Below are 17,398 nucleotides of genomic sequence, written 5' to 3'. Positions count from 1 at the left end.
TCGTCGCCCGCTTCGCCTGGACGCCGAGGGCCCCCTGCGACATTTTTGCGTAACGAGACGTTGTGGATTCATCAATTCGAAAGAGACTCTGGAAAGTATCGTTGGAAACGATCATCCTCCATGAGAAAATCAGATGCGGCTCGGTTCTCTTTCGATCAAGGCGAAATTCGCCCTCCTCGTCGTCGGTGCGACCTTCGTGGCCGGCACGGTCGTGGGGGCCCTCAGCTACCGGATCGGCCGGGACGGCCTGATCGAGGCGAGCCAGGCACGGCTCGCCATGGTCGCCAGCGTGCGGGCCGACGCCCTTTCGGCCTATCTGCGCCGGGCCGAAGAGGCCCTCGGCGAGATCGCCCAGAACAATACGCTGGGCGAAACCATGGACGGGCTGGCGAGCATCCTGACGGCGGAAGGGCCGGCGATCGCCGGGTACTTCCAGGATCCGAACAAGTCCCTCGATGAGCGCATCGTCGACGACGGCAAGAATTCCCGGCTGCTCTATGCGATGAAATACGGCAAGTTCCACGCATCCTTCGTCAACGCCCTGCAAAGTGCGCAGCTTGCCGACATCTACGTCGTCGCCCCGGACGGCATCGTGTCCTTCAGCGTCACCAAGGGCCCCGAACTTCTGCAGAACGTCACCCAGATGGCGGACAAGACGCTCGCCGACATCGTCGCAAGGTCCGAGGCAGCCGGGCCGGAAGCGGTGGTGACGACGGGCCTGACCGACTATCCGGCCGCGTCCGACGGCCGCTCGGCCTTCCTCGCGCGCGCCCTGAGCTTCAGCAACTGGGGCAAGACCGAGCGCCGCGGCACCGTCGTCGTGCGCATCGCCTCGACCCGCCTCGATCAGGTGATCACCCCGGCCAGCGGCATGGCCGGCATGGTGGGTATCGACGAGGCGATGCTGCTCTCGCCCGAGGGCCGGATGGAAGCCGGCCGCAGCACCACGGGTTCGGCCGGCCTGCCCGAGACGTTGCAGGACGCGGCGCGCGAGGCGCGACCCGGCGCGGCCTTCGCCGAGGTCGCGGGCCATGGCGAATTCTACGTCTGGCAGCCTCTCGACGTTCTGGGGGAAACCATGCTGCTCGCCATCGGCGAGGACGAGGAGACGATGCTCGCCTCCGCCGACGATCTCGCGTACTACGCCCTGGCAACGACCCTTGCCATCGTGCTCGCCATGGCGCTCGTCGGCTTCCTCGTCTCCGCCCGCCTGACGCGTCCGCTCGCCGATCTCGCCGGCCTGATGAACCGGCTGACCGACGGCGACAAGACCATCGCCATCGACACGCTGGGCCGCAAGGACGAGATCGGCGCGATGAGCCGGGCGCTCGACTCCTTCAAGCGCAACGCCATCGAGAAGGACGAGATCGAAGCCGCCACCCTCGCCAAGGACCATCAGTTGGCAGAAGAGCGCGAGCAGACCAGCGCCGAGCGCGAAAGGAGCGCGCAGGAACTCGAACACACCGTGCGGATCCTCGCCAACGGCATGAAGGCGCTGGCGGCGGGCCGGCTCGACACGCGGATCACGACGCGCTTCCCCGATGCGCTGGAAAGCCTCAGGCACGACTACAACCGCTCGCTGGAGCAGCTTTCGGCGACCATCCTGTCGATCAGCCAGGCGGCGACGCACGTGCGCCAGGAATCCTTCGAGCTGCAGGAATCCTCGGAAGAGTTGTCCCGCCGGACCGAGCGTCAGGCGGCGACCCTCGAGGAGACGGTCGCTTCGCTCGCCGAGACCAACGATTCGCTGCGCGGCTCGCTGGCCCGCTGCGACGACGCGGTGAAGACCACCGAACGCACTGTCGCCGATGCCGGGCGCTCCTCCCAGGTGGTCAGCCAGGCGATCGCCGCCATGGAGCGGATCGAGGCCTCGTCGAAGGAGATCGAGACCATCATCGGGGTGATCGACGAGATCGCCTTCCAGACCAATCTCCTGGCGCTCAACGCCGGGGTCGAGGCGGCCCGTGCGGGCGAGGCCGGCAAGGGCTTTGCGGTCGTCGCCCAGGAAGTGCGCGAACTCGCCCAGCGCTCGGCCAATGCCGCGGCCGAGATCGGCAAGCTGATCCAGCGCTCGACCAGCGAGGTCGAGGGCGGCGTCTCGCTCGTCCGGCGCACGGGCCAGTCGCTGAACGCGATCGAGGGCAACATCCAGACCGTCAATGCGGCCCTCGAAGGAATCGCCGAGACCTCCCGCGATCAGGCGCGGCGCCTCGGCGAGATCAGCGCCGCGATGGGTGAGCTCGATCAGGTGACGCAGCAGAACGCCGCGATGGTCGAGCAGACCACAAATGCCATCCAGTCGCTCGCCGGGGAAGGCGACCGGCTCAGCGGGCTGGTCGAAACCTTCGCCCTGCCGGCCGAGACGGCTGCGCCCTTCGCCCGGGCGGCCTGACGCGAAGACCCGGCTCCCGCCGGCCTTTCCCCCGCCGGCGGTCTTCGTGCTCTCGGCCCGATTGACCCCGGCAACCCCCGGTCTAGTTCGCAAGACCAGAGCCGACATGACGAAGCCGACGGGGAGACGGACAGATGGCGAAAGTCGCATTCATCGGACTGGGCGTGATGGGCTATCCCATGGCCGGCCATCTGAAGACGAAGGGCGGCCACGACGTCACCGTCTGGAACCGCACGGGCGCAAAGGCCGAGAAATGGGCCGGCGAGTATGGCGGCGCCGCCGCGTCCTCGCCGCGCGAAGCCGCCGCGGGTCGTGAATTCGTCTTCATGTGCGTCGGCAACGACGACGACGTGCGCTCCGTCGTCTATGGCGACGACGGCATCTTCGCCGGCATGGAACGGGGCGCGACGCTGGTCGACAACACCACCGCCTCGGCGGAACTCGCCCGCGAACTGGCGGAAGCCGCCTCCGAAAAGGGCTTCAAATTCGTCGACGCGCCGGTCTCGGGCGGCCAGGCGGGCGCGGAAAACGGCGCGCTGACGGTGATGTGCGGCGGCGCGGAGGCCGACTTCGCGGCAGCGAAGCCGGTGATCGAATGCTACGCCAAGATGGTCGGGCTGATGGGGCCGGCCGGCTCCGGCCAGCTTACCAAGATGATGAACCAGATCTGCATCGCCGGCCTCGTCCAGGGCCTGGCGGAATCGATCGCCTTCGGCCAGAAGGCCGGGCTCGACATCGAGAAGGTCGTCTCCGTGATCTCCAAGGGCGCCGCCGGCTCCTGGCAGATGGAAAACCGCCACAAGACGATGAACGAGGGCCATTACGACCACGGCTTCGCCGTCGAATGGATGCGCAAGGATCTCGGCATCTGCCTCGCTGAGGCCAAGCGCAACGGCGCCCGGCTGCCCGTCACCGCGCTGGTCGACCAGTTCTACGCCGAGGTCGAGGCGATCGGCGGCAAGCGCTGGGACACGTCGAGCCTCTTGGCGCTGCTGAACCGGAACTGAGCATTACATAAGCCCGGAGGGGGTAACCGTGACGGGTGAAACGCAACGTTCGTGGATCTGTCGCGCTGCAGACATAGCTCGTGTCGCCAACCAGCGCTTGTCAGATTCGATACGCAGATTATCGTGCTGATGGAACTTAGGAGGTGATTCATGGCGGCCCGCAAGCCTTTTCTCGGACCGGTGGAGATTGACGAAGATCTCACTGAACTCCTGAGAGTAGCGAAGGAAACACGTGTAACTGACGAGCAATTACACGAACAACGGGTCAGCTTCGCTTTTGGAAATGCCCCGGATTCCGATCTGATTACGAAGGACTCTGTCAGGGCAGCGTCAAAGCGGATACGGCTAGTCGAAGTGTGAAAAGGAGGGAGGCCCGGTTGTTCCGGGCCTTTTTGATATGGCGGTAAGAGAAAAGGACGATCCAGCTTTATTTGCACGAATTTCGGAACAGAACCTTCTCCGTCAATACGATCTTTTGGCGAACTGCGTAGAGATCGGCGTGAGGAAAGGCCCCGAAGCGTTTGATAAATATACGCTTTGGGAATTAAATCACGTAGCGGTCTCAAATATTGCTCAGATGGGAGGTCGTTACAGAGAGGAGCCAATATACGTCGGCTCTCATCGGCCACCTCATTTCCGTGAAGTTCCAGCGCTAATGGATCGGTTTTTTCGTTCATCCATGAGAATTGGCATGTCGACGGCCCTCCGACACTTCTACCCGCTTACGCACTGTGACGGTTGAATTGGATACATCCATTTGTCGAAGGTAACGGCAGGACCGCACGAGCCGCATGCTACTATCTGATGTGCGTTCGTTTTGGAGACATGCTTCCTGGTAAGCAGACCGTTCCGGAGCGAATACGGAATGATCGCAAGCCATACTATGCCGCTCTCCGAAAAGCTGACGCAGCTTGGGAAAATGGCGACTTTGACGTTTCAGAGTTGGCCATGTATCTCCAAAAGCTGCTGAAAGAGCAACTCTATGATCGATAGTGAAAACTGTGCGACCACGTCGGATTAGACCCGTTACTCCCCCCGCGGCTCCTTGTCGAGCACCATGTAGTCGAGCGGCATCTGGGTCGTATATTTGATCTGCTCCATGGCGAAGGAGGAGGAGACGTCGCGGATCTCGATCTTCTCGATCATCTTCTTGTAGAAGGCGTCGTAGGCGGCGATGTCCGGCACGACGACGCGCAGCAGATAGTCGACGTCGCCGCTCATCCGGTAGAACTCGATCACCTCGGGAAACTCGCCGATCACCTCGGAAAACCGCTTCAGCCATTCGGTCGAGTGCGAATTGGTGCGGATCGCCACGAAGACGGTGACCCGCGCATTGACCTTTTCCGGATCGAGCAGGGCGACGCGCCGCATGATGACGCCCTCTTCTTCCAGCCGCTGGATGCGCCGCCAGCAGGGCGTCGTCGACAGGCCGACGCGCTTGGCGACGTCGGCGACGGCGAGCGTTGCGTCCTCCTGCAGTAGCCGCAGGATCTTCTTGTCGAGCCGGTCCATGGATCCCCGCAGTCTCAGCACAAAGGCAAGGGGATACAGCAGATGTCGCAAGAGCGGTAGGCTGCCCGTACCGTTCCGAGGCTCTGCGTCTTCATCGCCTATGCCTGCCGCGCATCGTATTCGCGCCTGGCTTCCTCGATCCGCATGTGGTTCTCGAACGCCCAGTCGCCGATGCCCCGGACCGGCCCGCACAGCGAATGGCCGAGATCGGTGAGCTCGTAGTCCACCCGCGGCGGGATCGTCGGCGTCACCGTCCGGGTGACGAGCCCGTCCCGCTCCAGCCCCCGCAGCGTCAGCGTCAGCATGCGCTGCGAGATCGAGCCGATCGCCCGCTTCAGCTCGCTGAACCGCTTCGGCCCGCCGGCGAGCAGCATCACCACCAGAACCGACCATTTGTCGCCGATGCGCGAAAGCACCCCGCTCGCGGCCTGGCAACTGCGCGGAAACCGGGCGTGATCGACGGTTACGGCTTTGTTCGCGGGTTTCAAACCTGTGCCTCCTTGCACTGCAGCATAGCAGTCATTTAATCAGCCTCAGTCACAAAACCATACCATGATTTCAGAGGTCACCGCGATGAAACTGCTTCACGTCGATTCGAGCATTCTCGGCGAAAATTCCGTCAGCCGCACCCTGTCCAGGGCGACGGTCGAGCGCCTGCGGAGCGAAATTCCCGGGCTCGAAGTCACCTATCGCGACCTCGTCGCCGAGCCGATCTTTCATCTGACGGCCCACCACCTCGCCGGGCCGGACCAGGATCCGCCGGGCGATCAGGCCCTGCGGGACGACCTGACGCGGGGCGGAGCGGCCCTCGACGAATTTCTCGCCGCCGATATCGTGGTGATCGGCGTCGGTTTCTACAACTTCTCGATCCCGAGCCAGTTGAAGGCCTGGGTCGACCGCATCGCGGCCAGAGGCAAGACCTTCCGCTATACGGAGAACGGTCCCGAGGGCCTCGCCGGGGACAAGCGGGTCATCCTGACGATTTCCCGCGGCGGCTTCTATGGTGCGGGTACGCCGATCGCCTCCTTCGAGCATGCCGAGAGCTATCTGCGCATCATCTTCGGCTTTTTCGGCATCGAGGACGTCGAAGTGATCGCGGCCGAAGGCATCAACATCGGGCCGGCGCAGCGGGAGAAGGCGACCAACGAGGCGCTGGCGACGATCGGGGGCCTCGCGGCCGCCTGACCGGTCGCGGCGAAGCGGCGAACGGCGCCCCCTCGAGGCGGGTGGCGCCGTCGTTCTGCACGAGGCCGAACAAAGGCCGCGGCCGCCGGCGCGTCCACCCGTCGACGTGAGCGCGATCGTCGGCGGAGCGCAGGGGCGCGGGCGAGATCGCGTCCCGGAACGAAAAGCCGATGCGGTTCTTCTCGTCCTACAGCGGCGAGCCGTAGAAGCACATCTTCTTCACATAGGCGCTGCCGACGCCGTTCTGCCGGAACTCGCGGCGATATTCGTTCGCCTCGCTCCGGCGCACCGGTCCCAGAGCGACGACGTAGAAGCCCTTGCCGGCATTCGGACTGTTCGAGTCGTCGAGATCGTAGACCGACGCATCGAGATTGCCCGCCTGATTGTAGGCCGAATTGCGGCTCTTGAAGGCGCCGCCGATGGCGTACCAGCCGCAGCCGGAGGCGTGGGCGAGCGAAGCCGACGCCGGCAGCAGAGCCAGCGCGACACAAACCGAAATCAATGACCGTGACATCCGCGTTCCTTCCCTTTGGTGAGATTGGATTTTCCGTTGCGGTCCGGGGATCTGAGGGCCACGCCGTCGACGTGGCATGCCCCGGACCGGATCGACCTGCCGCCGCCGGGCATCGTCCGGCCGGCGCGGCGTCACTCCGTCGCCGTTTCCCCGTCCGGCGGATCGATCGCCACCGGGCGCGAGGCGGCATCGGCTGCCAGCGCTCCGGGTCCGGCTTCGGGTCCCGGTTCGAGCCCGGGCGCCAGAGGCGCGGGGCCGGCGGTCGCCACCGTCGCCGCGGCCGGATCGACCGCTTCGACGACGCAGCCCTCCTTGTGGTGGACGCCCCGGAAGGCGAGGCAATTCGGGCGGGCGCGGTCCGCCATGGCGGCAAGCGCGGCCGGATCGGGCTTTTCGCCCTCGCCGACCTCGACCGACACGTCCCGGCCGGGCGCCTCGATCCGGACGATCCTCTCGCTGCGCTTCTTGCCTCCGCCCTCCTGGCCGGCATTGATCCGCCAGAGACCGGGCGTTAGGAAGAAGGGCTTGCGCTCGCCGTTCCGGTCGAGCCCGCCGCCGCCCGAAACGAAGTGCTTGCCCTCAGCGGCGTCGTAGAGATAGCTCGTCTGGCGCGTCACCGAGACGCCCGCGGCATCGCTGGCGGCGACATGAAGGCGGGCAAGGCCGAAATCGAAGTCCATCACCCGCGTCTCGCCTCGCTCCAGCCGCACCAGCTTTTCCCGGGTGATCGTGCGGGCGAAATTGCCGCGGATCATGTAGGTGCCGGGCGGCAGGGCCTCCTCGAACCCCTTGTAGCCGGTGGCGACGGGCTTTTCCGACAGCCGGCCGTCGTCGATCCGGAACACGTCGTAGTCGGCGCCGGCCGAGCCCGCGACGGCGCTCGCGACGGTCTGTCCCGGCTCCAGCGGCTCGCCCGCGCTGACGAAGCTTCGCACGACGAGCGTCGCCGCCGGCGCAAGTTCGATCGTCTCGACGTCCGGTCCCGGCGTGACGGTCACCGTCTCGGCGCTCGCCCAGGCCCCGCCGCCGGATTTGCGGGTGATGGCGAGGCGATAGACGCCGGGCGTCATCGTCGCCGTGCCGGATTCCTCGCGCGAAAAGCCGAGTTGAAGCTTCGTCACGACGTCCGAGGGGTCCTCGGGCTCGGCCGCGACCTTCAGCTCGCGCGCGTTGAGGACGAAGCGGCCGTCGCTGTCGCGGATGACGAAGCGGACGTTGCGGGGGGCGTCGGCGGCGGCGGCCGGTGCGGGCGGCGGCGTGAGCGCGGCCATGTCGGCCTTCGGCGCGATGGTCTGGCGCAGGGCGTCGCCGAGCTGGCCGGCATTGCCGGCGGAAAAATATCGCCCGCCGGTCCGGTCCGCGAGGCAAGCGACCTGCCGCCCCTCTTCCTCCGACAGGCCGAAGCCGACGACGTGGGCGGTGAAGTCGATGCCGTTCCGCTCGAGCTCGGCGGCGAGCGCGCATGGGTCGGCCCGGCAGGTCTCGATCCCGTCGGTCACGAGAACGACGGTCGCCTCGTTCTCGGTATATTTCAGCGCTTCGGCCGCCTGCCTCACGGCGTCGGTCAGCGGCGTCTTGCCCTTCGGCACGATGCCCTTCGCCGAGGCGACGATCGCCCGCAGCGTCCGCTCGGCGGGCCCCGGTTCCACCATGGTCTCGATGTCGTCGCAGCGGCCCTTGCTGCGGTGGCCATAGGCGATCATGCCGAGGCTCATCGGTCCGCTCGCCTCGGACAGGACGGAGGACAGCGTCTCGCGGGCGATCTCGATCTTCGCCCGCCCGTCGACCCGGCCCCACATGGAGCCGGAGCCGTCGAAGACGACCATCACGTTGCGGCCCTCGGCAGGCATGGGTTCCGCCGCGACTGCCGGGGGCAGGGCGAAGAGCGTCGCCGCCAGGCATGTCGCGGCGACGGCAAGGGCGCGGGCGATCGGAACGGAAGAGGGCATGTCGGAATCCGCGCGGATCCGTCGGCCGGCGACGCGAAATGCCGGCTTCTGGAAATGCCCCGGCGCGGACTATTCGCAGAAAATGCCGCTACGTCAATATAGAGGCCGAGCCGGCCGTCGCCGCGACGGCGAGCCTCGGCGGGCGATGTCGAAGTCTTGATGACGGCGGCCACGCGCCGGAAGCGGGCGGCGCACCGGACGCCCCGCGTCCGCCAGCGACGCGTCGGCCCGCCTGCCCGGACGAACGGCTCGCCCGGGTGCTCGGCCTGCGTCTGTTTGCCGGGATCAGACCCGGCGTTCGACCATCATCTTCTTGATCTCGGCGATCGCCTTGGCCGGATTCAGGCCCTTCGGGCAGGTCTGCGTGCAGTTCATGATCGTGTGGCAGCGGTAGAGCTTGAACGGATCTTCCAGCCCGTCGAGCCGATCGCCCGTCGCCTCGTCGCGCGAATCGATCAGCCAGCGATAGGCCTGCAGCAGCACCGCCGGGCCGAGATAGCGCTCGCCGTTCCACCAATAGGAGGGGCAGGAGGTCTGGCAGCAGAAGCACAGGATGCATTCGTAGAGGCCGTCGAGCTTCTCCCGGTCGGCGTGGCTCTGGCGCCATTCCTTCTCGGGCTCGGGCGATTCGGTCTTCAGCCAGGGCTCGATCGAGCGGAGCTGGGCGTAGGGAACCGTCAGGTCCGGCACCAGATCCTTGATCACCGGCATGTGCGGCAGCGGGTAGATGGCGACCGCGCCGTCGATCTCGTCCATGCCCTTGGTGCAGGCCAGGGTGTTGGCGCCGTCGATGTTCATGGCGCAGGAGCCGCAGATGCCTTCCCGGCAGGAGCGGCGCAGCGTCAGGGTCGAATCGACCTTGTTCTTGATCCACAGCAGCGCGTCGAGCACCATCGGCCCGCAGTCGGAGGTATCGACGTAGAAGGTGTCCATGCGCGGGTTCTCGCCGTCGTCGGGAGACCAGCGATAGATCTTGAATTCGCGAACGTCCTTGGCGCCTTCCGGCCTGTCCCAGACCTTGCCCTTGGTGATCCGTGAGTTTTTCGGAAGCGCGAGTTCGACCATCGTCTTTCCATCCGGTGCCTGTTTGGAATCGTTCGCACCATAGTGGTTGCGGTGCAAAACGGAAGTGCCGTTCTAACCTCGGTCCGGCTTCTAATCGGTTGAAAGGGTTCGGGCAAAATCGCCGCATCGGGCCCGATGCGGCAACGTCGTCAGGCTTCGCGCTCGCGCGCCGCGATCGCCGCGCGGACGGAGGCGACGTCGCCGGCGTCGATCAGCCCGAGGCCTGCCGCGCTTTCGGCGGCCTCGAACAGCGTTTCGGCGTGGGTCACGGGGATGTCCATGGCCTTCAGCGCGGCGATCGCCTCGCCGGCCTCGCGGGCGAGCTCGCCGTCGGTGACGTCGCGGATGTGGACCGCCATGATCCGGCCTTCGTGGCGCCGGGCCGCCTCGGCATAGATCGCCGCGTCCCGCTGGCCCGAATCGCCAATCAGGACGAAGGAAAGATGCGGATAGGCGTTCATGATCTTGTCGATCATCTTCAGCTTGTGGTCGTCGTGCCCGCCGGTCAGCCACTTGTCCCCGTCGAGGCCGAAATCCTTCAAGAGCATCGGCCCGAGCGGGATCTCGTGCAGAGCGAGGAAGCTCTGGAACAGGTCGTAGAGGTTCCAGGGGCTCGACGAGACGTAGAAGACCGGGTTCGTCTCGGGCCCGGCCTCGCCCTTCGCCAGAGCCCGGTAGAGATGCGACACGCCGGGAAAGGCCGTCCGGCTCTTCGCCGAATTGGCGACGACCGTCCGCCAGTGCTTGACGAAGTTGGTCGCGCCGGTCTTCACGATGGTGTCGTCGATGTCGGAGATGACGCCGAACCGCGCCGCCGGCGCGAGGGTGCGGACGTTGGCTTCGGCCGAAAGCGGCGCCACCTCGTGGACCGGCGCCGAGAGAAGCTCGAGTTCGACCGAAAACCACGGCGCCGTGCCGGCCTCCGCCCGCACCGGCAGGACGGCGTCGAAATAGCCCTCCGCGTCGGTGACGAGTTCGCCCGCCTCACCGCAGGCGCGCCAGGCGACCCGAGCGCCGGCGATCTCGTCGGTCTCGTATCGCTTCAGCGTCAGCCAGATGTTCCTCAGCGTCGATTCCGAGTGCGGGGCGGTCGTCACGCCCTGGTCCTCCAGCACCCGGCCCCTGATCCACAGGCCGTCCGGCGTCGCCATGCCGCGATAGGGCACCAGCATGGGCGTGCCGAGGAGCCCGGTGCGGCGCTTGAACGACAGCCGCGCACCGTCCCAGAACTCCTCGGCGCGGTGGAGACTGCGTCTCAGCATACGGCCGTCTCGCCCGGTTCCCGCCGGCAGCGGGCGCTGTCGGCGGTGGCGTCGAGGCTGGAGGCGAAACGGTCGCGTCCGGCCCCCATCAGTTGGCCGCACCGCCGCTCTGGCCGGCGTCCGGCGCGGTCGACGGCGCTGCGCCGCCGGCATCCGGCGCGACGTAGGTGCCGGTCTTGCAGGCGTCGGAGGTCGCATTGAGGAAGGTGATGATCGTCATCTGATCGTCCTTGGAGACCGTGCCGCGCTTCACCAGCTTGTCGGCGGTCGGAGGCGCGACGACGGTGGCGATGAGATAGTCGCGCTGCGGCGGGGTCAACTGCTGGACCGCCTGTTCGCCGAGGCAGGTGCAGGTCTCCGGCGACGCGTCGCGGATCTGGATGCCGCAGAGTTCGGCGATCATCTTCACCTGGTTCTCGTCGGTGAGATGCGGCAGCTGGAACTCGTCGCCGACGGCGTTGCGCGGCTGGCCGTCGGCACCCTTCGGCGGGTTCGCCTGATCGTTCGCGGCGCCGTTTTCGGGCGCTGCGGCGCCGGAACTTCCGGCCGCGTCCCCGCCGGAGGTCGCCTCCGGCGGCGCCGCGCCGAGTGGTGCGCCGCTCTCCGTCGCGTCGCTCGCGTCGCCGCCTGCCGCGGCCGGCTTCTGCGGCGTTTCGGTCTCGGCGGGATTCATCGGCGTCGGCGCGGCATCCGGCGGCAGGACGAGGTTCTGCCCGTCGGCCTGGCCCGAAGCCTCGCCCGACGTCTGGCCCGCGGCCTCGCCGTTCTTCGTCGAGCCGTCCGACTGGGCGGCCGCCGGCGATAGCGAGACCGCCAGCGCCGTCGCTGCCAGAAATGCTGCCCGAACAACAATTTGCATCACGAAACTCTCCCATAGGCCTGACGAAGCGCAAGGCCTCGCCATGTGGTGCCCGAGGACGGAGACCTAGCGCATTGTCTCTCCACGGCGAAGGGGCGCGTCGTCGCGGGATCATCCGCAACGGCGACGGGTCGCCCTCCGCCGGGACCACGGCGGCGAAGGACCGCCGCGCCCGGCAGAGGCCTTGCAAGCGCCTCCGCGCTTTCCCGACCCTGTGCTGACGGGCGCGAGCCCGCGCGCCTTACGAGGGAGCGCCGTAGCCGCCCGGCGTCGGGGTCGTGACGATCACCGCCTCGCCGGCGGCGAGCACCGTCTGGTCGCAGCCGGCGAGTTCCTCCAGCGAACCGTCCAGCCGTCGCACCTCGGTGCGGCCCATCTCGCCGGACGCGCCGCCGCAGATCCCCTTGGGCGGCCGGGTGCGGTGGGAGGAGAGGATGGCGCAGTCCATCTGCCGGAGAAACCGGATCGTCCGCTTCGTGCCGTCGCCGCCGCGCTTCTCGCCGGCGCCGCCCGAACCCTCGCGGATGTGGAAGTCCTCGAGCACGACCGGATAGCGCATCTCGAGGATCTCCGGATCGGTGAGCCGGGAATTGGTCATGTGGACGTGGACGCCGGACGTTCCGGCGAAGCTCGTCCCGTCGTTCATCCGGCCGGCCGGCGAGCCCGAGCAGATCGTCTCGTAATACTGGTAGCGCTCGTCGCCGAAGGTCAGGTTGTTCATCGTCCCTTCGGAATTCGCCAGGGCCTCGAAGGCGGCGAACAGCGCGTTGGTGACGTGCTGGGAGGTCTCGACGTTGCCGGCGACGACGGCCGCCGGATAGCGCGGCTTCAGCATCGACCCCTCCGGCACGACGATCTTCACCGGCCGCAGGCAGCCGGCATTCATCGGGATCGGCTTTTCCACCATCACCCGGAAGACGTAGAGCACCGCCGCCCGGGTGACCGGCTCGGGGGCGTTGAAGTTGTTTTCCATCGACGGCGAGGTGCCGGTGAAGTCGACCGTCGCCTCGCGGCTCTTTTTGTCGACGGTGATCTTCACCCTGATCACCTGGCCGCTGTCGGTCGGATAGTCGCAGGAACAGTCGTCGAGGGTGGCGATCAGCTCGCGCACCGCCTCGGCGGCGTTGTCCTGGACGAAGTTCATATAGGCCTGGACGGTTTCGAGGCCGAAATTCTCCACCATCCGGCGCAGCTCGGCGACGCCCTTCTCGTTGGCGGCGATCTGCGCCTTCAGGTCGGCGACGTTCTGGTCCGGATTGCGGGCCGGATAGGGGTGATCGCCGAGAACGCGGCGCAGCTCGTCCTCCTGAAAGGTGCCCCGGTCGACGAGCTTCAGATTGTCGATCAGGACGCCCTCCTCGTCGACCTTCGTCGCCCGCGGCGTCATCGATCCCGGCGCGATGCCGCCGACGTCGGCATGATGGCCGCGGGACGCGACGTAGAAGAGGATGCGGGGTGCTCCACCCTCCCCCTCGTGGGGAGGGTCGGACCGCAGGTCCGGGGTGGGGGTCTCGTCGGGCGCGGCTCCCCCCACCCGCCGCTTCGCGGCGACCTCCCCACGTGGGGGAGGTGGGGTGCCGAGGTCGGCACCCTCCTCGAACACCGGCGTCACCACCGTGATGTCCGGCAGATGCGTGCCGCCATTGTACGGCGCGTTCAATGCAAACACGTCGCCCGGCCGGATCCGCCCCTCGTTCCGGGCGATGATCGCCTCCACCGAGCGGTCCATCGAGCCGAGATGCACCGGCATGTGCGGTGCGTTGGCGACGAGCGCGCCGGTGTGATCGAAGACCGCGCAGGAAAAGTCCAACCTCTCCTTGATGTTGACCGAGGAGGCGGTGTTCTGCAGCGTCACGCCCATCTGCTCGGCGATCGACATGAAGAGGTTGTTGAAGACTTCGAGCAGTACCGGGTCGGCGCCCTTGCCGCCGGCCGTGCCGGTGCCGAGCGCGGCGAGCCGCGGCTTCTTCTCGACGCGCCGCAGAAGGACGTCGTTCTCCGCCGTCGTCTCGGCCGCCCAGCCGGGCTCGACGACGATGGTCTGGTTCGGCTCGACGATCAGCGCCGGGCCCCTGACGCTGGCGCCGGGGCCGAAATGCTCGCGCCGGATGATCGCCGCCTCGCGGCTCTCGCCGCCGGTGAAGAAGCGGCCGGTGTCGGCCGCCTCGCCGCCGGACGAGGGGGCCGCGCCCGTGGCGCCGGCCGCCGTCTCCTTCGGCTTCTCCGCGGTCTCGACCGACACCGTCTCGACGGTGATCGCCCGGCCCGGATAGACGAAGCCGAACTGCGCCTTGTGCGCCGCCTCGAAGCCTTCGCGCGCCGTCTCCAGCGAGCCGTCATAGACGACCGGCAGGGTCGTGTCGGTGCCGTCGTAGCGCAGTTGCAGCAGCACCTCCGTGACGTGCTCGCCCGGCGCCACCCCTTGCGCCTCCACCTCGCCGGCGGTCTCGCGGGAGAGCCGCCCGGCCAGCGCCTCGATCTCGCCCTTCGCCTCATCCGACAGGCCGGCGACGAGCGCCTGGCTTCGGCTGGAGAACAGCGAGGACAGGCCGATGCCATAGGCCGACAGCAGCCCCGACATCGGATGGATCAGCACGCTTTCCATCGACAGCGCGTCGGCGACGAGGCAGGCATGCTGGCCGCCGGCGCCGCCGAAGGAGTTGAGGAGATATTTCGAGACGTCGTAGCCGCGCTGCACCGAGATCTTCTTGATGGCATTGGCCATGTTCTCGACGGCGATGGTCAGGAACCCTTCGGCGACCTCTTCCGCCGAGCGGCCGTCGCCGAGCCTTCCGGTGAGTTCGGCGAATTTGTCGCGCACCACCTGAACGTCGAGCGGCTGGTCCTGGTCCGGCCCGAACACCGCCGGAAAGAGCTTCGGTTTCAATTTGCCGAGCATGACGTTGGCGTCGGTGACGGTCAGCGGCCCGCCCCTGCCATAGGCGGCGGGGCCGGGATTGGCGCCGGCCGACGCCGGGCCGACCTGGAAACGCCCTTGATCGACGGCGAGGATCGAGCCGCCGCCCGCCGCCACCGTATGGATGCGCAGCATCGGCGCGCGGATGCGGACCCCCGCGACTTCCGAATCCAGCGCCCGTTCGTAGGCGCCGGCATAATGCGTCACGTCGGTGGAGGTGCCGCCCATGTCGAAGCCGATGACCTCGGCGAAACCCGCCGCCTTCGCCGTCTCGGCCATGCCGACGACGCCGCCCGCCGGGCCGGAGAGGATCGCGTCCTTGCCCTGGAACATCTCGGCCGCCGTCAGCCCGCCGGACGACATCATGAACTGCAGCGACGGCGCGTCCTTGTCCCCGGTCTCGGCGCCGAGCGCCGACGCGACCTTGTCGACGTAGCGCCTGAGGATCGGCGTCAGATAGGCGTCGACCACCGTCGTGTCGCCGCGGCCGACGAGCTTGACCAGCGGCGAGACCTCGTGGCTGACCGAGATCTGCGAAAAGCCGGCTGCTTCGGCGAGTCGCTTGGCTCGGGCTTCGTGCTCGGGATAGTGCCAGGAATGCATGAAGACGATGGCGACCGCGTCGATGCCCGCGGCCTTCGCCGCCTTCAGCGCCTCCGCCGTCGCCGCCTCGTCGAGCGGGACCTCCACCGTGCCGTCGGCGAGCACCCTCTCCGACACCTCGGCGACGTCCGCGTAGAGTTGTTCGGGCAGGACGATCTCCTTGGCGAAGATGTCCGGCCGCGCCTGATAGGCGATCTTCAACGCGTCGCGGAAGCCGCGGGTGATCAGGAGCAGCGTCTTGTCGCCCTTGCGCTCCAGGAGCGCATTGGTCGCAACCGTCGTTCCCATCCGCACCGTGCCGATACGGCCGGAGGGGATGGCGCCTCCGGTCTCCACCCCCAGCGACTGGCGGATGCCCTCCAGCGCCGCGTCGTCGTAGACGCCGGGATTCTCCGACAGGAGCTTTTTCGGATGCAGCGAGCCGTCCGGCGCCTTGCCGATGACGTCGGTGAAGGTGCCGCCGCGATCGATGAAGAAGTCCCAGCGTCCGTCGCGGGCGGCAGCAGAGTCGGCGTTCGGATGGGTCTCTGCCGGCATGACGGGCACCTTTTCGCTGGCTGGATTGTCGTCCAGATATTTGTCGATAATTTATCGGTATGTTATCATCGTATTTGATCCCAGGCAAACGCGCCGATTTCGGCCGTGGGCCGTATCTTTCAGGAGGCCGCCGATGAGCACAGGCAAGACATCCGAACAGATCGGCCCGATCGTCTCCTCTGCGCATCTCGCCGACGGCGGCGCGCCGGCCCTGTCGGAAGTCGAGTTCGGCATGATCCTCTCCGGCCACGCCTTCGAGCGCTGGATGGTGCGCTGCATGACGGCGGCGGGCGAACCCGGACTGACCGCGACGGAGATCACGGTCCTCCACTCGGTCACCCATCGCGGCAAGCCGAAGCGGCTCGCCGACGTCTGTCTCGTCCTCGGCATCGAGGACACCCACCTCGTCACCTATGCCGTGCGCAAACTCGAGCAGAAGGGCCTCGTCTCGCGGGAAAAGGCCGGAAAGGAGCGGTTGATCGCCATCACCGCGGCCGGCGAGCGGGCCTGCCGGCGCTATCGCGAACTGCGCGAGAAGATCCTCGTCGAGGGCATTTCCGAACTCGGCCTCTCGGCCGAGCGCATGTCGGAGATCGCCCGTCTCCTGCGGCTTCTGTCCGGCCATTACGACCAGGCGGCACGAACGGCCGCGAGCCTCTGAGCGACGCGGCGCCGCGAAGGGGCGATTCGGCGCCGTCCCCTTTACCCCGTCGAAACCCTTGGCGGGTCATCCTGCGACCGGCTTTTTCGGGGACGCGAGGCGGATGACGGCGAAATGCACAATCATCTGATCGTTCTCGTGACGGCCTCGATCGTCGCCCTGGCGGCCCCCTCGCTCTTCGAGCGCTACGAGGCGAAGATGTCGTCCGGCCGGCCGGAAGCGCTCGACCGCGGCCCCGACGTCGTCGAGGCGGCCGCGCCGGCGCCCGGCATGCCGCGCGAGACGCGGATCGCGGCCGACTGGGGCGGGCACTTCACGACCGATGCCATGATGAACGGTCGTTCCATTCCCGTCATCTTCGATACCGGGGCGAGCAGGCTCTCGCTCGACGAGGCGACGGCGCGCCGCCTCGGCGTCACGCCGGCCGCCGGCGACTTCCGCCATCCCGTGCAGACGGCGAACGGCGTCACCATGGCGGCTTGGGCGCGGATCGACCTCGTCAGTATCGGGACCGTCTCGGTGCAGGACGTCGATGCGATGGTGGTCCGCGGTGCCGCCCTTCCCAAGGCACTGCTCGGCATGAGCTTCCTGACGCGCCTGAAAGGCTATTCCGTCGAAGACGGCCGGCTCACCCTGAGGAATTGAACGGCATTCGCCCCGCGCTCGTCGGGGCGAGGCCCTGCCGCCATGCGGCCGAAGACGATCTGCCCCGGCCCTTCACGCGGGGCTTGCCGTCCGAAGCGGCCGGACGGCCGTCAGTAATGCGGCGGCTTTTCCGAGCCGGGCTTTGCCAGCGCCACCTCTTCCACCGAACCGAGCCTTTCGCTCAGCGCCTGCGTCATACCAACTCTCATTGATCAGAACCCATGCGCCCACTCTCGCAGGCCGATGGACATGATGCGCCACGGCTGTGTTTCGATCTTTCGCCAAGCCCT

15 protein-coding genes are annotated in these 17,398 nt (G+C 67.2%); 7 read left to right on the top strand and 8 right to left on the bottom strand.

Annotated features, from left to right (window positions below):
• Positions 1-133 precede the first annotated feature (133 nt).
• The 4 genes from LZD57_RS12580 to LZD57_RS12565 all read left to right on the top strand — a co-directional run bounded on the left by LZD57_RS12580 (position 134) and on the right by LZD57_RS12565 (position 4,392).
• Positions 134-2,392: a methyl-accepting chemotaxis protein gene (locus tag LZD57_RS12580; protein ID WP_233719826.1), complete on the top strand. Its 2,259-nt coding sequence runs from the start codon at positions 134-136 to the stop codon at positions 2,390-2,392.
• A gap of 134 nt (positions 2,393-2,526) precedes the next feature.
• A complete protein-coding gene (locus LZD57_RS12575) occupies positions 2,527-3,399 on the top strand; it encodes an NAD(P)-dependent oxidoreductase (RefSeq protein WP_233719825.1) in 873 nt (290 codons plus the stop codon).
• Positions 3,400-3,549: 150 nt separating this feature from the next.
• A complete protein-coding gene (locus LZD57_RS12570) occupies positions 3,550-3,759 on the top strand; it encodes a hypothetical protein (protein ID WP_233719824.1) in 210 nt (69 codons plus the stop codon).
• Between the two features lie 378 nt (positions 3,760-4,137).
• Positions 4,138-4,392: a Fic family protein gene (locus tag LZD57_RS12565; protein WP_233719823.1), complete on the top strand. Its 255-nt coding sequence runs from the start codon at positions 4,138-4,140 to the stop codon at positions 4,390-4,392.
• 33 nt (positions 4,393-4,425) lie between these two features.
• Here the strand turns inward: LZD57_RS12565 and LZD57_RS12560 are convergent, their stop codons facing one another.
• Together LZD57_RS12560 and LZD57_RS12555 are read right to left on the bottom strand one after the other, a co-directional pair.
• Positions 4,426-4,911 carry an Lrp/AsnC family transcriptional regulator gene (locus LZD57_RS12560; protein WP_233719822.1) on the bottom strand — a complete coding sequence of 162 codons (486 nt, stop codon included), beginning with the start codon at positions 4,909-4,911 and terminating at the stop codon, positions 4,426-4,428.
• 98 nt (positions 4,912-5,009) lie between these two features.
• Complete coding sequence (locus LZD57_RS12555; protein WP_255699916.1) at positions 5,010-5,399, bottom strand: winged helix-turn-helix transcriptional regulator; 390 nt, start codon at positions 5,397-5,399, stop codon at positions 5,010-5,012.
• 85 nt (positions 5,400-5,484) lie between these two features.
• Between LZD57_RS12555 and LZD57_RS12550 the strand changes: the two genes are divergently transcribed.
• On the top strand, positions 5,485-6,096 hold the full coding sequence (locus LZD57_RS12550) for an FMN-dependent NADH-azoreductase (protein WP_233719821.1): 612 nt from the start codon (positions 5,485-5,487) through the stop codon (positions 6,094-6,096).
• A gap of 187 nt (positions 6,097-6,283) precedes the next feature.
• Here the strand turns inward: LZD57_RS12550 and LZD57_RS12545 are convergent, their stop codons facing one another.
• The 6 genes from LZD57_RS12545 to LZD57_RS12520 form a co-directional block, all read right to left on the bottom strand.
• Positions 6,284-6,610 (bottom strand): SPOR domain-containing protein, encoded by a 327-nt coding sequence (locus LZD57_RS12545; RefSeq protein ID WP_233719820.1) that lies wholly within the window; start codon positions 6,608-6,610, stop codon positions 6,284-6,286.
• A 131-nt stretch (positions 6,611-6,741) separates the two neighbouring features.
• Positions 6,742-8,559 (bottom strand): vWA domain-containing protein, encoded by a 1,818-nt coding sequence (locus LZD57_RS12540; protein WP_233719819.1) that lies wholly within the window; start codon positions 8,557-8,559, stop codon positions 6,742-6,744.
• Positions 8,560-8,844: 285 nt separating this feature from the next.
• Positions 8,845-9,624, bottom strand: coding sequence for a succinate dehydrogenase iron-sulfur subunit (locus LZD57_RS12535; protein WP_233719818.1), 780 nt, complete (start codon positions 9,622-9,624; stop codon positions 8,845-8,847).
• Positions 9,625-9,773: 149 nt separating this feature from the next.
• Positions 9,774-10,886, bottom strand: a complete 1,113-nt coding sequence (locus LZD57_RS12530) for an App1 family protein (RefSeq protein ID WP_233719817.1) — start codon at positions 10,884-10,886, stop codon at positions 9,774-9,776.
• 88 nt (positions 10,887-10,974) lie between these two features.
• A complete protein-coding gene (locus tag LZD57_RS12525; protein ID WP_233719816.1) occupies positions 10,975-11,745 on the bottom strand; it encodes a hypothetical protein in 771 nt (256 codons plus the stop codon).
• 241 nt (positions 11,746-11,986) lie between these two features.
• Positions 11,987-15,802 (bottom strand): hydantoinase B/oxoprolinase family protein, encoded by a 3,816-nt coding sequence (locus LZD57_RS12520; RefSeq protein WP_233719815.1) that lies wholly within the window; start codon positions 15,800-15,802, stop codon positions 11,987-11,989.
• Between the two features lie 133 nt (positions 15,803-15,935).
• Here LZD57_RS12520 and LZD57_RS12515 point away from each other — a divergent pair, with 133 nt between their 5' ends.
• Entirely contained in the window at positions 15,936-16,463 is a 528-nt protein-coding gene (locus tag LZD57_RS12515; RefSeq protein ID WP_233719814.1) for a winged helix DNA-binding protein, read from the top strand.
• Positions 16,464-16,577: 114 nt separating this feature from the next.
• Positions 16,578-17,108, top strand: coding sequence for a retropepsin-like aspartic protease family protein (locus LZD57_RS12510; RefSeq protein ID WP_233719813.1), 531 nt, complete (start codon positions 16,578-16,580; stop codon positions 17,106-17,108).
• Positions 17,109-17,398 lie beyond the last annotated feature (290 nt).

The sequence above is a fragment of the Jiella avicenniae genome (assembly GCF_021390325.1).
Lineage (GTDB): Bacteria > Pseudomonadota > Alphaproteobacteria > Rhizobiales > Rhizobiaceae > Jiella > Jiella avicenniae.
This window is presented reverse-complemented; position numbering and strand designations above follow the sequence as displayed.